General features: G+C 42.4%; 8 protein-coding genes. 4 read left to right on the forward strand and 4 right to left on the reverse strand.

What is annotated here, in order from left to right:
• Positions 1-2: 2 nt before the first annotated feature.
• The 4 genes from FNH22_RS08925 (at position 3) to FNH22_RS08940 (ending at position 7,908) form a co-directional block, all read left to right on the forward strand.
• Positions 3-2,126, forward strand: coding sequence for a heparinase II/III family protein (locus tag FNH22_RS08925; protein ID WP_143398008.1), 2,124 nt, complete (start codon positions 3-5; stop codon positions 2,124-2,126).
• A 112-nt stretch (positions 2,127-2,238) separates the two neighbouring features.
• Positions 2,239-3,846 carry a sulfatase gene (locus tag FNH22_RS08930; protein ID WP_143398009.1) on the forward strand — a complete coding sequence of 536 codons (1,608 nt, stop codon included), beginning with the start codon at positions 2,239-2,241 and terminating at the stop codon, positions 3,844-3,846.
• A 1-nt stretch (position 3,847) separates the two neighbouring features.
• Positions 3,848-5,293, forward strand: coding sequence for a beta-galactosidase (locus tag FNH22_RS08935; RefSeq protein WP_143398010.1), 1,446 nt, complete (start codon positions 3,848-3,850; stop codon positions 5,291-5,293).
• A 140-nt stretch (positions 5,294-5,433) separates the two neighbouring features.
• Positions 5,434-7,908, forward strand: a complete 2,475-nt coding sequence (locus tag FNH22_RS08940) for a glycoside hydrolase family 2 protein (protein ID WP_185154139.1) — start codon at positions 5,434-5,436, stop codon at positions 7,906-7,908.
• A 426-nt stretch (positions 7,909-8,334) separates the two neighbouring features.
• On the opposite strand, the gene FNH22_RS08945 is transcribed toward FNH22_RS08940, so the two are convergent.
• The 4 genes from FNH22_RS08945 to FNH22_RS08960 all read right to left on the reverse strand — a co-directional run bounded on the left by FNH22_RS08945 (position 8,335) and on the right by FNH22_RS08960 (position 16,748).
• Positions 8,335-8,694, reverse strand: a complete 360-nt coding sequence (locus tag FNH22_RS08945; RefSeq protein ID WP_143398012.1) for a PKD domain-containing protein — start codon at positions 8,692-8,694, stop codon at positions 8,335-8,337.
• A 27-nt stretch (positions 8,695-8,721) separates the two neighbouring features.
• Complete coding sequence (locus FNH22_RS08950; RefSeq protein ID WP_143398013.1) at positions 8,722-10,314, reverse strand: RagB/SusD family nutrient uptake outer membrane protein; 1,593 nt, start codon at positions 10,312-10,314, stop codon at positions 8,722-8,724.
• A gap of 17 nt (positions 10,315-10,331) precedes the next feature.
• The gene (locus FNH22_RS08955; protein ID WP_143398014.1) at positions 10,332-13,388 is read right to left on the reverse strand and encodes a TonB-dependent receptor; all 3,057 of its coding nucleotides are present in this window, start codon (positions 13,386-13,388) and stop codon (positions 10,332-10,334) included.
• A 495-nt stretch (positions 13,389-13,883) separates the two neighbouring features.
• Positions 13,884-16,748 carry a glycoside hydrolase family 3 N-terminal domain-containing protein gene (locus FNH22_RS08960; protein ID WP_143398015.1) on the reverse strand — a complete coding sequence of 955 codons (2,865 nt, stop codon included), beginning with the start codon at positions 16,746-16,748 and terminating at the stop codon, positions 13,884-13,886.
• Between the last annotated feature and the right edge of the window lie 14 nt (positions 16,749-16,762).

Here is a 16,762-nt window from a genome sequence, read left to right on the forward strand (position 1 = left end):
TAATGAATACATTTAGGAAAATATGGCTATTGGGGCTTGTCTTACTCGCTTTAAAGGGATTGAGCCAACCGCGCCTTTTAGTCACCCCGAATGCCATGGATCAGATCCGTGAAAAAATAAAGACAGCGCCATGGGCGGAAAGGTCCTGGGAGCGCATCAAACAACACTGTGATAGCTTACTTCAAGAAGAATTAAAGGTGCCTCCGAGAGGTGGTAGCTGGTCGCACTATTATGTGAGCCCCGATGATGGCCAGGTGCTAAAGACGGGAAAACAAATCGCAGAATGGCAATGGGAACATTTAAGTACCCAAACAGGAAAGGCCTATTATGGCGACCCTTCCAACCTGGTTACTGATTATGATGGGGTAACACTTTTTTACTATCATCACAAACTTGCTAATACCACCGCCATGCTTGGGTTCGCTTACCAGGTATCCGGAGAAGAGCAATATGCGAAAAAAGCCATCGAATTACTCCGTGATTACACGCGTAAGTATCCAAAGTACCCCATTCGTGATAAAAACGGACTATCGGACATTAATGCATGGACCGGGGCGGGGCGCGTACACGTACAGTCGTTGGGAGAGTCACTTTGGACGCTTCAATTGGCCATCGGGACAGACTTTGTTTGGGACAAACTCACATTAAATGATCGTCAGGTGTTGTATGATAGCCTGTTCAGACCAGCAACTGACCTGATCATAGCACATCACATGAGAGATGAGATACATAATATCGAATGCTGGAAAAACTCAGCAGTGGCAGCTGTGGGCTTTTTATATGACAATACGTTTTTGATCAACAGTGCGCTCAGCGATACAACCAGGGGTTACTATCGTCAGCTGAATGAAGGGCTTACATCAGAAGGTTTATGGTGGGAAATGGCCCCCAGCTATCACTTCTACAGTTTTTATCCCCTTTGGGTAGTCACCCAAATGGCAGAAAACTACGGCATTAAAATGAATTGGTCTGGAATCCGGAAGATGCTCAGTGGTCCGCTGCTCATGGCTAATTCTCAATTGGAACTTCCGCAAATGAATGATTCCAAACCGGTCAACCTTGAAAAGTATGCGCCTTATTATGATTTGGGGTATGGTCGTTTCAGAGATAAGAAATTTCTCGCCGTCTTAAAAGGTCATAAACGCTCATCTGTTCCGCACTTTGAGGGTCAGTTCATGGAATTGCCCATTCTTTACGGAGCCCATCATCTACCAAAATCACAAGTGCAGCCCACTAAAAGTGCCAATTTGACCGGTTCCGGAGTATCCATATTGAGAAGTGGTGCAGGACTCGATCAACTTAATGTCACCTTAAAATACATGAACCCTGACGGATGGCATTCCCATCCTGATATTTTGGGATTCTCAATTTATAAGGGTAAGCATCAGCTACTGGTTGACCCAGGGCATGGCCGATACAGTTCTTACCTACATCAGGGATGGTACAAAACGTCCGTGGCTCATAATACGGTTGTGCTTAATCAATCAAACCAGGAGGTCATGGGGGTCAAGGGTAAGTGTCTGGCCTTTGATAGCCTGACAAATTATGGGGTATATCAAACCTCCGAAGGGTATGATAACTTTGAGTTTACACGCGCTGTAATGGTCATTGATGAAAACACCCTTTTACTTTTTGATCAGATAAAAACAACTGGAAAGGACACCATCGATCTGGCCTTGCATATGGAAGGTGAATGGAATGATCGCCCTGTCGGAGAACCGTTAGATTTTGATGCAAATGGATATAAATACCTGAAAGAACCGAGGATAACAAAAGCTAAAAAGGAATTTAGATTGAGTACAACTACAGGATCTGTTCCGGTTTATATGGCTACCAGTCTGGCCAGGTATTCCAGTTGCATTACCGCAGATGGTGTGGATGCAAATGGAGTAAAAGTGCCCGCAGTCATTTTTAGAAATACAGGGAATTTTCAGGCAGCGGCTCATCTGATCGCACTGGACGGAAGACAGCCGCAGATCCGGTTGAAGCAAATCGATAATGCCGGAGTTTACCGGGTTGAAATTGAAAAAAATGGTGAGTCCATACAAATTGGGGTCAACCTGACTGGGAAAGAAGTGAAATATAAGGGGCGAAATTATTCGAAGGCTTATATTCAGTATTTATAAAAGTTGATGAAATTCAAAGATTGAAATGGAGCGATTCTACCTAAAAGAGAGTCAATCAGATTGAATTAAGTCATAAGAGTCTCATTATAAATGGTTTGAAAACAAAAAAATTATGTCTGAACGAACGAATATATCCATCCTCATTACTCTGCTATGTTTGTGGAGTTGTGTCAAAAAGGAAGGACAAACTACCCGGGAGTCTAGTGCCGCCACTCGTCCCAATATTATCTTTATTATGGCGGACGATCATGCAGAAAAAGCTATAAGCGCTTACGGGCATGACTTGATCGAGACGCCTAACATTGATCGTCTGGCTAAAGAAGGTATGTTGTTTCGAAACAGCTTCGTGACAAATTCTATTTGTGCCCCCAGTCGGGCGGCTATACTTACGGGAAAATTCAGCCATATCAATGGTAAACGTGACAACCTGGATGTATTTGATGGCGATCAGGAAACATTTCCCAAGTTGCTTCGGAGGGCAGGTTATACTACTGCCATGATAGGAAAGTGGCATTTAAAATCGACGCCACAGGGGTTTGACGAGTGGAATATACTGATTGGTCAGGGCAATTATTATTCCCCTCGGTTTGTGAGTGGGTCCGATACCACCAGGGTGGATGGCTATGTCACCGATGTAATTACTGACTATGTATTGGATTTTTTAAACCGAAGAGATACTAAGCAGCCATTCTGTCTTTTTTACCATCACAAAGCACCCCATCGTAACTGGATGCCCAATGTTTCTGATCTTCACCTGTATGCAGATGAAAACCTGCCACTCCCGGCTAACTTCTTTGATCAATATAACAATCGGCAAGCTGCTGAAGCGGCCGACATGAGAATAGCAGACATGTTCTTATCAGCAGATATGAAATTGATGCCTGACGATTACGATAGTGAAAGCGGTACGGGGGGAAACGATCACTATGACGCAGAACGTGCATGGAAAGCCAATTACAATCGTATGAATGAAAAGCAGCGAGAGGCCTGGGATGCACATTATATGCCTCTCAACAAAGCATTTGCTGAATCAAAGCTTACGGGAAAGGAACTGGCCGAATGGAAGTATCAACGGTATATGAAGGATTACCTACGCTGCATCAAATCAGTGGATGACAACGTGGGTAGGGTGCTGGGTCACCTGGATAAAAGCGGCTTAGCGGAAAATACCATCGTGGTATATACCTCAGATCAGGGGTTTTACCTCGGAGAGCATGGCTGGTACGACAAACGATTTATGTATGAAGAGTCTATGCGTACACCGCTCATAGTACGGTACCCAAAAGAGATTAAAGCCGGTACTGTGGCTAAACAGTTAGTCCAGAACATAGATCATGCCGCTACTTTCCTGGATTTTGCGGGCATTGATATTCCCGGTGAGGTGCAGGGTAAGTCGCTACGACCGGTAATGCTCGATCCTGATCATGCCCCTTTTCGTGAAGCGCTATATTATCATTATTATGAAGGGTTGAAAGGTTGGCACAGTGTTAAAAAGCATTATGGTGTACGTACGGAAAGGTACAAACTCATCCACTTTTATCATGACATAGACACATGGGAACTGTATGATCTAAAAAATGATTCGGAGGAAATGAATAATCTCTACAACACCGAAGGGTATCGGGATATTCGGGAAGACCTTCACCAGAAATTAAAGAAGTTAAAGATAAAATACACTGATATAGATTCGAACAAAACCAAGGTTTATAATCGAGAATAAAATGGAACCAACCAAACCTCAATATGACTTTTTGCTGTTTTCCTTTCTTTTTTTTATCTGTCTATCCAATGCAATGGCTCAAAATGAAGACGAGACACCCCTTCCATACCTGGGAAACCTTGAAGTCCGTAGCTCAAGGCAGATCATTGCTTCAAACTGGTCAATTGGTGGTGAAACATTAGACAGGGACCTGACGGTCTTTGACCATTGGAAGGAGTACCTCTCTCCCTTAGGTGCTAAAAAAATGAGATTACAGGCAGGATGGGCAAAATGTGAAAAGCAAAAAGGAGTGTATGATTTTGAGTGGCTCGATGAGATCATAGATTATTTGGTCTCCAATGACATCGAGCCCTGGTTACAGACTTCCTACGGAAACCCGATTTATGAGAGTGGGGGAGGTATTCATTTAAATGCAGGATTTCCACGCTCAAAAGAAGCGCTTGACGCGTGGGATAAATGGGTGTACGCTTTAGCAAATCGATATCGTGGTAAGGTGAATATTTGGGAAGTATGGAATGAACCGGAAAAAAACAGCGTAGAAGATTATGCCGGGTTGTACGTACGTACCGCAGAAATTATCCGAAAGGAAATACCTTCCGCTACACTATACGCTCTGTCGATGGCAGAGATAAAAAAGACAGATTACCTCGAGAGTTTCCTCGCTATTTTAACACGTGAAAATAAGTTGAGACTGGTAGACGACATCACTGTGCATGGATATACCTACCGGCCGGAAGATACCTATCCGCATTACCAAAAACTGTATGAGGTTATCGCGCGCTATAGTGACAGGATCAGGCTAAACCAGGGCGAATTAGGGTGCCCTTCTACCAACATTCCTTACTATGCCCTTAAAAACTACGACTGGACAGAAGTCTCTCAGAGTAAATGGCTGCTAAGAAAGCTTTTGGGAGATTTAGGACATGATATCCCGTCATTATACTTTACGATTGCCGATATTATTTATACACACGATGGGGTACGACCACTGGATGAAAATACACGAAACTCAAAAGGGTTGTTAGAAGCTAATTTCAAGAGGGAAATTGTCAGAAAAAAACAGGCTTATCATGCCTATCAACATGTTACGGCGATTTTTGATCATACGTTTGAACGCATTCCTAATTACAGCTACAAGACGGATATTGATAGCTCTTTAGCCGTTTTCGGCTACAGGAAAAAATACTTTGATCAACAGCTTGTGGCCATTTGGTTTGACGCTTATGTCCCTGATAGCTCAATAAAAAAGGTCCCTGCCAACTTTCAGTTTAATAATGGAATCTTTGAAAACCCTGTCTATTTGGATGTTAGAACCGGTAAGGTGTATAATATTCCGTCGGACCAATGGGAAAAGAATGGAACCCATTACATTTTTAAAGATATTCCTGTATATGATTCGCCAATTTTGATTGTGGATAAAGGCTTAATTAAGCTCAAAAACAATTAAATAGTAGCAATTTTGTCTAAATAATTTTTCTCTAAAATTAGAATAACGCACCTGAAATGATCACCATCCTTAAAAATATACTGATTGTAATTTGTTGCATAATAGCGGTCTTCTCCTGTACAAATCAAAACCCTCATGCTTTGAAACATACTATTCATGATAACTGGCAATTTCAGCAGACGGGAAAAGAAGAATGGATGAAGGCCCGGGTTCCTGGTACAGTTCATACCGATTTACTGACCAATACTAAAATCGAAGATCCATTCTATCGTACCAATGAGCACAACCTGCAATGGATAGAAGATGAGAACTGGACCTATAGAACTACCTTTGGATCCGACGACCTTTCGAATTACGACGAAATAGAGCTTGTCTTAGAAGGGCTGGACACTTATGCTGATGTTTACCTTAACGATACCCTGGTATTAAAAACGTATAACATGTTCAGGGAATGGCGCCGGTCGGTCAAAGAACTGCTGCGCAAAGGTGAAAATCAGTTGGTCATTCAATTCCGCTCACCCATGAAAGAGGTCGGAGCAAGATATGATACCATGCAAATAAAGTATTTTGCCGGAAACGATCGGCATGAAAAAAAACTAAGTGTATTTACACGTAAAGCTCCTTACCACTATGGGTGGGACTGGGGTCCCAGGTTTGTTACTTCCGGGATCTGGAAGCCTGTATACCTGGAAGCATGGAGTACAGCAAAGCTTTCAGGCTTGGCGGTTGTACAAAAATCATTGACGGATGAATCAGCGGTTTTAGAGATCTCACATGAAGTTCAATCTACTAGAGAAACGGCTGCTACACTGCAAGTTGAGGTGGACCGCAAGATCTTTACACAGGAAGTCATATTAAAAAAAGGTGAAAATACCACTATAGTACAAGCCGAAGTGCTGGCCCCCAAACGCTGGTGGCCGAATGGTTTAGGAGCTCCGAATTTATATGAAATAAAAACAGAACTGATCATAGACAATGCAGTGACAGACACCCGGAGGTTAAAAACGGGCCTTCGTACGGTGGAAATAAAACAACTGCCCGATAGCGCCGGAAGAAGCTTCGAGGTTTGGGTGAACGACCAACCGGTATTTATGAAAGGGGGAAATTATATCCCTATGGATAATTTCACTCCCCGGGTGAGTGAAAATGACTATCGCGAATTGATTGAAAATTGTAAAAACACAAATATGAATATGCTCCGTGTTTGGGGAGGTGGTATTTATGAAAGAGACGTATTCTATGAATTATGTGATGAAAATGGCATACTGGTTTGGCAGGATTTTATGTTTGCCTGTAGCATGTATCCCGGAGATACTGCGTTCCTTGAAAATGTAAGACAAGAAGCCATTGATAACATCAAACGGTTGAGAAACCATCCAAGTATAGCCTTATGGTGTGGAAATAATGAGATAGAAGAAGCGTGGCATCATTGGGGCCTGAAGGAACGTTCTCCAAATTACTTCTGGGAGGATTATAAAAAATTGTTTCATGAATTGCTTTCTGAAATGGTAGCAACATACGACCCACAAAGATACTACCACAGAAGCTCACCTACGTCCAATGACACGGTCCATATGCCACGGGATAGCCGTTACGGAGATATCCATTATTGGGGCGTCTGGCATGGAGAAGAGCCTTTTTCTTCCTTCCTGGAGCATAAGAATACCGGTAGGTTTGTAAGTGAATACGGGTTTCAGTCTTTTCCTTCCCTGGCCACCATAAAAACTTTTGCCGAACCGCATGATTTTGATATAGCATCGGAAGTGATGAAATCTCATCAAAAGAATAACGGAGGCAACAGAAGGATCAAAAACTATATGGAAAAATACTATGGCGTCCCGGATGATTTTAGCTCTTTCCTGTATGTAAGTCAGCTTTTACAGGCTGAAGCAATGAAAGTAGCTGTAGAACATCATCGAAGAATGATGCCCTACACGATGGGTAGCTTGTATTGGCAGATCAACGACTGCTGGCCCGGAGCCAGCTGGGCAGGACTGGATTACTATGGTAATTGGAAAGCCTTGCAGTATTACACCCGTGACTTTTTCAGTCCTGTTTTGGTCAGTCCAAAACAGGAAAATGACAGGATTGATATCTATGCCGTTTCAGACCATAGGAAGGTCCAAAAAGTAGCGCTGGACTGGTATTTTCTTACTTTTCAGGGAGACACACTGAAACACTCATCACAACACTACGAATTACAGGCAAATCATAGTGATGTTATTGAGCGTATTCCATTGGGCAGTCTGTCTATTCAAGGTAATGAAACAAGTAGTTTTATTTATGTGAAGCTAAGTGATGAAAAAGGCAATAAAGTAAGTGATAACAGGCTCTTTTTTACAGAATACAAGAAGCTTCGGCTGACAGATGCACGGGTTAAATTAGAGGTAATGGAGAAAGAAGGCAAACATACCGTCAAAGCTTCGTCTGCTGTATTAGCAAAAAATGTTTACCTCACAGTCGTGGAAGGTAACGGAAGGTTTGAAGCTAATTTCTTTGACCTGAACCCTGGAGAAATCAGAGAGATAGCCTATGTTACTGATGATGAAATATCGTTGGAAAATTTACAAAATAGAATAAAGGTAATGACATTGAATGGGACAAGGCATAAATAGGAGTTGACCGAAATGAACATCTAAACCTTTTAGTCTTCCTACTTATATGTAACCCTTTGCAACTCAAAGGAAGGGCGACAAAACCGTTTTTAACAACCCGGTATATTTGTAGAGAGTATAGCGCTATGAAGGTAGTTAATTAACTATAATCGCAGATTATGTAGAAGAAGTAATGTCAAAACCAAATTTCTCTATTTTTAGTTGTGCCCGATAGGAGAGAGATCAGACTATAGCTAACAAAGTTTATGAAAGACATTCCTCCTCTCTCGTTCTTATGCTGTCGAACAAAAAATGAAGGAATGCTTTAAGTATATGGTTTGGGACATACAACACCCAATTGTAGCAACAAGCGGTTATGCTTCACACTGTTTTTTTCAAGGATGAAAGTCCCAATTTGTAAACCTATTGTAATACCTGGCGTGAAGATTAGCCCGGTTCTACCACAATGGTCAGAGTATCTGTAAACACTACTTCTTCTACTCCATTGGAAACCTTTAGTGAAACCCCATATTTACCCTCTTCAGTAAAGGTATGGATAGGTTCTTTTTCCGTACTTGTCGATGTTCCGTCGTTGAAATCCCACAAATAACCGGTGGCATGGAGAGAGTAATTATAAAATTGTACGGGTTCATTTTGGAAGTAAATATTATCTTCATTTCCCTCATGTACCTTGAAAAAGCTTCTCATCTTAAGCTCTCTTTCAAATTCATCACGACAGGAATATTGAATAGAAACAACTGATCCCATTAATACGGCCAGGAGGTATCTAACTATTTTATTTTTCATTTTCTTGATATTAAAGTTTATAAACACTTAGAATCCATATCCCGGATTTTGTTTCAAACTGGTGCCTGATAGATCAACTTCAGTTTGTGGAATAGGTCGTAACAGGTGATATTCTTTCAAAGTATTATGAAACAGGACATCTTCGTTAAAAGCCATGGCTCGTTCAATCAACTTTCCGGTTCTTTTCAGATCATTCCAGCGCGCTGTTTCACCGGCTAGTTCTCTTGCACTTTCTTCCAGGATAAAATCAATGCTTAACTGGTCTAAGGAAATCTCCATAGCCGATTTATCACTATCAGAAATAGCAGCCCTGCGGCGGATGGTATTGATATATTCCAGCGCTTTCGCCGTATTGTTAGCTTTTAAATGCGCTTCGGCTCCTAATAAATAGGTTTCAGCCAACCGAAATACATAGGTGTCCCGTGTGCCTTCATTATCCCCATATGGTGTGAAATCATCAAATTTCTTAAAAAGAGGATAGGCATTATCATTGTATTGGTCGGGGTTCACTACCAGATAGGAAACTGCCGCCTTCTGTTCATCAGTCCATGGAACCCTGGGATAATGGGTGATGGTATCTCCTACAGAAACATTTGTTCCATCTACTATGGCAAACAGGGTATAGTGAAAAGAAGCTTCATTGCGCGTATCTTCTGCGTCAAACTCGTCAAAGAGTGAAAATAGATAAGGTGCAATGTTGGTAAATCCGCCAGGACGGGAATAAACAGAATTAATTCTGGCGTACCCGTCCTGGCCGTCCAGTGAATACTTGCCAATTTGATGTTTGTTATTACCATCTCCGTTGGCGCTCACATCTGTTGTGTACTGAACGGAGAAAATCACTTCATCATTCATCTGATTGTTGTCGTTGAATACTTCTTGGTAAGTACTAAGCAGGCGATACTGATTCGATTCGATAACGGAGTCGGCCAACCCGGCAGATTTCGTAAAATCGGCAGTACTGCCATAAGGAAGATACCCCCTGGTCAAATATATTTTAGACAACAGGTGTTGCGCCATTCCCTTGGTGGCTCTTCCAAATAACTCCTGGCTGACCGGCAACACCTGAATAGAAGCTTCCAGGTCAGAAATGATCTGCTGATAAACGATTGCTTCACTTTCACGTACATAATCGATCTTATCGGTCCTTACTTCTTCCAATACCAATGGGACATCCCCAAACTGTTGTACTAATTTAAAGTACATCAGCGCCCGAATGGTTTTTGCCTCAGCCACGCCTTTCTTTCTCACTTCTTCTAAAAGATCAATGCCAGTGGCCCTTGAAATAATGGTATTACAGTTTTGGATCACCTTGTAATATTCTTCCCAGGCCTTTTTTACCTGGTCTTCACGTACGGATAGATCATCATACTTATTCAAAGGGAAGCCTGTAAAAGTAAAGATATCGGTCCCTAGCAGATCTGTGGGATACGTTTTGTAAGCATCTCGTAATTCAAGATAAATTGAAGCAATTGCCCTGTCAAAGCTTTCTTCATTTATAAAAAAGTTATTGCTATCGACACCAGATAAGTTTTCTTCCTCCAAAAAATTTTCACAGGCAGTGGCAAGAAACAGCATGGCCAATCCCAGGCATAGTTTATAAATATATTTTGCTTTCATTGTAAAATCTTTAAAATCTAAAATGTTACTTCCAAACCCAACTGATAGGATCTTCTCATAAAACCGTACCCCCAGGTGTTCCTGTGGGCATTTTCCGGATCCCAACCCTCATATTCAGTAAATATGAAAGGGTTCTCTACCGTAGTATAAATTCTTAGCCTGCTCATTTTTAACTTTTCCAGCAATTGCTTTGGCAAACGATATCCCAATGTGATATACCCTACCTTAATAAAGTTAACATCTGTCCTGTAGTGGGTCAGGTTATTAAAATCACCGAATCCTGGCATAGCGTATTCCCCGTTGGGGTTTTCCGGTGTCCAGTAATCAGCATTTAAACCATTAAAACGGGCGGGAAAAGGTCCGTGAATCGCCTGGTCGAATACAAACTTGCTGTGAAATTCGCTACGAAGCATCTGCGTTTTACGGGTATAAGCAAAAACGGACAGGTCAAAATTCTTGTATTTAAACCGATTGGTAATTCCACCATGCCAGTCAGGATCCGGAGACCCCAAAACCACGCGATCATTGTCGGCATCAATCGTACCGTCATCATTCTGATCCACCACTTTTACCTGCCCTGGCCTTTGACCATACTCCTCGGCTTCGATAGCTTCAGACTCTTGCCATATGCCTGCCACCTCGTAGTCATAGTAGACCGATACCGGTTTTCCTATAAACCATCGGTTGCCGATATCATCTTTTCCGTCACCAAATAATTCAAGTAGTTCATTTCTATTTCGGGAATAGGTAATGGTAGCGGTCCAGGTAAAAGCAGGGGTTTGTATCGGTGACAGGTTTAAACCTAGTTCAACCCCTTTGTTTTCTATTTTCCCGATATTTGACCTGGTAAATTCGAACCCTGAAATTCTGGGTATCTGGCGGTTTAAAATAATACCATCTACCTTTTTGTTATAAAGTTCCAGGCTACCGGAAATTCTGTTCTCAAATATTCCGAAATCAACACCAAAGTTCACTTCCTTTCCAATTTCCCATGTCAATTCATCATTGCTAATGGAACCGATCTGGGAGCTACCTACCACCTCTTGACCAAAAGCAAATGATGCGTTATCAATTCTGGCTCCTGAACTATAGGGTGAAACATTATTGTTTCCTGTTTCTCCGTAACTAATTCTGAATTTAAGATTGGATAAAAAAGAGAGATTATCCTTGATCACTTCTTCTTCGCTGGCCTTCCAGGCGAATGCCGCCGAAGGGAAGAAATGCCATTTGTTATCTTTAGCCAGTTTTGATGAGCCGTCATAACGGCCTGAGGCAGTCAGCAGGTATTTGCCCTTGTAGTTGTATTGTATTCGGGCTGCATAGGAGGCTAAGGTCTCCTGTATAAAGTCGGATCTGATCTCACGAAGTTCAAGCCCGTTGCCTGTATTGTAGAATTGAGCTCTGTCATCCTCAAAGTTTCTGACCTGACTTATTCCTTCATCTTGCCTCTTGTACCATATGGAGGAGATCAGGGTGGCCGATACATGATGTTCGTTTGTAATATTCCTTTGATAATCAATGATATTGTCAAAGGAGTACTGTAAACGGTTAAAGGAATTATAATAAGCCCTTGTTCTTTGCGACTGCCCCCTGGAGCTCTTCGAATAACGCCCTCTGTACTCCCCGTATCTATTAAATTCGGTTTCGGGGGAGAAGCTCATCTTATAACTCAAACCCTCCAACGGGCTTACTTTTAAATATAGGTTGCCGAATGTCCGGTTGGTGCGTCTTTCGCGGGTAATATTATCAGCTTCAAAAAGCGGATTGGAAATTTGCTGTTCTCGTTCAGTAGGCCAGAATTGCAATTCTCCGTTTTCATCGTAGGGATCTGCTGTGGGTCTCAGGCGGTAAGCATTTCTCATCGCTTCGAAACTATCCTCATCCCGTACAGAATAGGATGCATAGATCTTAAATCCGATGTCAAACAGGTCATTGATCTTTTTATCTACACTGGCACGAAGGTTATATCGTTCGTATTTTTCATCTCCGACGATACCCTCATCTGAGGTGTAAGCGCCTCCAAAACTATAATTCATACCATTATCACCCCCGGAAAAAGACAAGGAGTGATTGGTCTTGACACCAAAATCATCCACCAACAGATCTACCCAATCCGTATAATTGCCGGTACGGATGTTTTCCAGCTCGTCGGCCCCAAAAATCCTATCCAGGGTCCAGTCTGCTCTATCTGACCCCACAGCTGCATCAAAAGCATACTCTATAAATTCCTCTCCGGTCATCATATCCGGTAGATTCATAGCCTCGCTTATACTGGTAAATCCTTTATACTCAACCTTTGCCCTTCCGGGTGTACCTTTTTTAGTAGAAACAATCACCACTCCGTTGGCACCTCTGGAGCCGTAAATGGCTGTAGCTGATGCATCTTTTAATACGTCGATCTTTTCAATGTCAGCCGGATTGAGATCATCTATGTTATCCACAAAAATGCCGTCAACCACAAATAAAGGCTGAGGTGCGGTCTGATTATCGTCATCAAAATTGAATACAGCGTTTACCCCTCGGATCTGAATTTCCAGGCCTCCTCCCGGTTTATTATTAGCGCGTATAATATCCACACCGGCCATTTTCCCCTGCATGGCTCCCATAGCGGTTACATTAGGTGTTTCAGCAATATTCTCCGCATTCATAGACTGAACGGCACCTGTTAAATCAGATTTTTTCGAGGTGCCATACCCAATTACTACTACCTCTTCCAGCGAAGTAATATCCGGTGTCATCACCACGTCAAAAACGGACTGATTTCCCACCACAATTTCTTCTGCATGATATCCCAGGTAGCTGAATACTAAAACAGTCCGGGCGCCGGATACATCCATGACAAACGCACCATTGACATCAGTAATCGTGCCCTGGGTGGTTTCTTTGATCAAGACGGCCACTCCTGGTAACCCCGAACCGGTTTCATCTTTCACAGTACCGGTTATTCGTCTGGTAGTAGTATCCTGAGCCTTCAGTGCAGTGGAGAAAAAACCAAATAAAAACACACAACCTAACAAGAGCCATTTCATTCCACTGATGAGATCTCCTTTTTTTAAACTGTAGTTGTTTTTCATAGTGTAGCATTTAAAAAGTTAAAATGAAGTATTGAAAAGGAGTTGAAATACGTTGCTCCTTCACTGAAATGATGTTCCATAAGCCATAGGGTTTATTAGTGATAAATAGTGTTACCTTTTTATGTTGTCTGGACGGGCATTGTTGGGCTAAGGAGGTCGAAAAGCCGCCACATGTCTATCAGGTGCTGACAAACTTATTTTTGGAGCATTAAAAAAGACTTAATTTTCGCTTAACATAGACGTATATTTCGCCTAATTTTCATTTTAGTGGCTTTTTTATTTCTTTTTTTCATAAAATCCCTGAAAGCGCTGTTCTGTTTGAGTATTTCAGACTGTAGTTTGGAATGTGGCAAGAGATCTCAAGTTGGAAGAACCGTAGTAATCCGAAAAGTATGGAGAATAAATGCGTAAAGAGAAATGCAACGTATTGAAGCATTGAAATACAGAACCTGTTCTTCAACATGCTCATCCAAGAATGGCTGGTTTAACGGACGACTAAAACCTATGAGATATGTATTTGTATTTTGAGGTAGCCGCCACCTGATTCAAATTTGTGTTGGGTAACTCAAATTGAATGATTTTTTCCTGTTTCGGTTGAAGCTCAAAATGCTGAGTTCCTTTTTGAATTCCATCAGCATACATCTTTATTTTACCTACATCGGTCAGAGTTCCCTCATTCTTTACCTTTACAAAAACCGACATGCCTTCACCGTTTTGTTTGGTCACAAAGCGTTGAAATGTAAGGGTGAAATCTGCCATGAAAGACGAGTCATAGTTCAAGACACCGATAACACCATCCCGGGGCGTTCTAAACCCCACGCTATCTTTTATTCTGTCATGGGCGATAAAAGAAGGGCTGCGTCCGCCCACCATGATCTTAAATGTACCAGGTTCTACCACCCGGTCCATTTGGTCATTCAACAGCGACAGCTGATAAGGTGTAAGTCGAAAAGTAACTTCTTTTGATTCACCGGCAGATAGTGTAATTCTCGTAAAATCCTTTAACTCCATAATACGTGTCTTCACACTGGCATACATATCCGTTACATAAAGCTGTACCACTTCATCACCTGCCACTGTACCGGTATTGGTTATTTTTGCAATTACCGTGATCACGCCGTTCTTGTCTACCATTGTTTTCAAGTCCGAATAATTAAATTTGGTATAGCTCAAACCATACCCAAAAGAGTAAAGAGGATAAAAATCCATATCGACATAGTGATATCCTCTTCCGGAGGTTTTAAAGTTATAATAAAGCGGTAATTGCCCTACATGACGAGGGAAAGTCATTGGCAAACGACCGGCAGGGTTATAATCTCCAAATAAAACATCAGCCGTAGCCGGGCCTCCTTCCTGGCCGGGCAACCAGTTTACAAGAATAGCCTGGCAATGCTTTGAGGCATAGGTCAAATTATACGGGCGACCGGCCTGTAACACCAAAATAACAGGCTTTCCTGTTTTACAAATTGCCTGCAATAGTTTTTGCTGATCTCCCGACAGTATGAGTGTAGCATGATCATTGCCTTCACCGGAAGTTTTCCTGGCTTCTTTGATAGATTCACTGGTGGAGCGATCTCCCAATACCAGTACTGTCACCTCTGATGCAAGGGCTGTCTTAACGGCACTTTCGATATCGGTTTCCCCAGATGAAACAAATGCACAACCTTTTGCATAGTTCACCTTTGTGCCTTTGCCTACACTTGATTTTATACCGGAAAGCACCGATTTCAATTGTCCCGGTTGCAGCTTAGCTGTATAGTCACCGGGCTGCAGGTCATCAGCTCCCGGACCGATAACAGCAATGGTATTGGCAGTTTTTGATAACGGAAGGATATCTTGCTTGTTTTCCAATAAAACCATTGATTCCAACGCAGCACGATGCGCTACCTTTTTATGTGCGGGACTATTCCATCCCGGGTAAATTTTGTTCCAGTCCAATGGCTCTGCACGGTTATAATCAAAAAAACCGTTTCTAAACATCATACGTAACATCCCCTGACAAACACGATCAAGAGCCACTTGGTCCAGTTGTCCGTTTTTTGCCGCTTCAATAACTTTTTTATGGTTATAAGTATCACCGCAATTGGTAGCTACACCAGCTGCCAGTGATTGATTTGCGGCTTCCACATAGTCAATAGCTGTATAATGCTTTCGAGACATGAGGTTTCCTAAAGCACCACAATCACTGACGACGAATCCGTCAAATCCCCATTCTTCACGTAAAATACCCTGTAGCAATTCCTTACTTTTGGCTACTGGCACGCCTAAATAATCAGAATAAGATTCCATCACCGACTGGCACTTATATTTTTGTATTACGTGGCGGAAAGGAACCAGGTGTATTTCCCGCATTTCCCGCTCCGACAAGCCGATATCGTGTGAGTCCCTTCCTCCAAGTGGCGCCCCATGCGCGGCAAAGTGCTTTGGTGTTGCAAATAAATCCCGCGATTGAAAGCCTTTGATCCAGGCGCCTCCTATTTCCGACACCAGAGTAGGGTCTTCTCCATAGGTTTCTTCACAGCGCCCCCAACGGGCATCCTGCGCTACATCCAATACGGGCGACCAGGCTTGTACTGTTTTGGCGCTCACCGTTTCATCAGCAATGACACCGGCTACTTCTTCGATTAGTTTTTTGTTCCAGGTGGCCCCCAGTCCAATGGATTGAGGAAAAATAGTGGCGCCGCTGCCATAGGAAAAACCATGGATGGCTTCCACTTTATTCAAGAAGGGGACACCTAAGTGTGGAATACCCGGAATTCCCCACCCTTCCCGAAGCAGCTCCATTTTATCCTCAGGAGTCATGACATCCATCAGATTTTTCACCCTTTCTTCCAGCGGCATTTGAGGATTTAGCCACGGTCTTTCATGACCAGTTACATCGACTGGCTGACTGATTTCTTTCGTATATTCTAAGGCAATTTCATTGATGGAGATCGCTTTTTTGATTCTTCCTCCTAATAGCTGCACTTTTAAGTGTGCGCCGTATTTTGCCGGAAAGTTTAAAATAAAATCGGTATTGCCGCTCACATCGTAGGTTATTGACTCTCCCAGGTTCATCGGGTCATAGGTCACGAACAATCGTATCGAATTTTTTAATGTCGCCTTTGAGATTCCGATGATACGCAAAAGAACCTTATTTACATCTCCCGGTGTACTCAATGTAAATAGGAGGTGCTGATCTGTATCCAATTCTTTACCTCCCAGTTTCCATCCGGTACTCCTGTCTCCGTCAAATACCTTTCCTGCCTCCCGGGGATGAAGTGAAGCCGAAACAGAGGTGAAGTCATGGTTTTGTGCTAAAGAGGTAAAACTATTAAAAACCAGTAAGGTTGCGATTAATTTTAGTCTGAATGCTGTCATTTGTTTTGCTGGAG

Source organism: Fulvivirga sp. M361 (assembly GCF_007097395.1).
Taxonomy (GTDB): domain Bacteria; phylum Bacteroidota; class Bacteroidia; order Cytophagales; family Cyclobacteriaceae; genus Fulvivirga.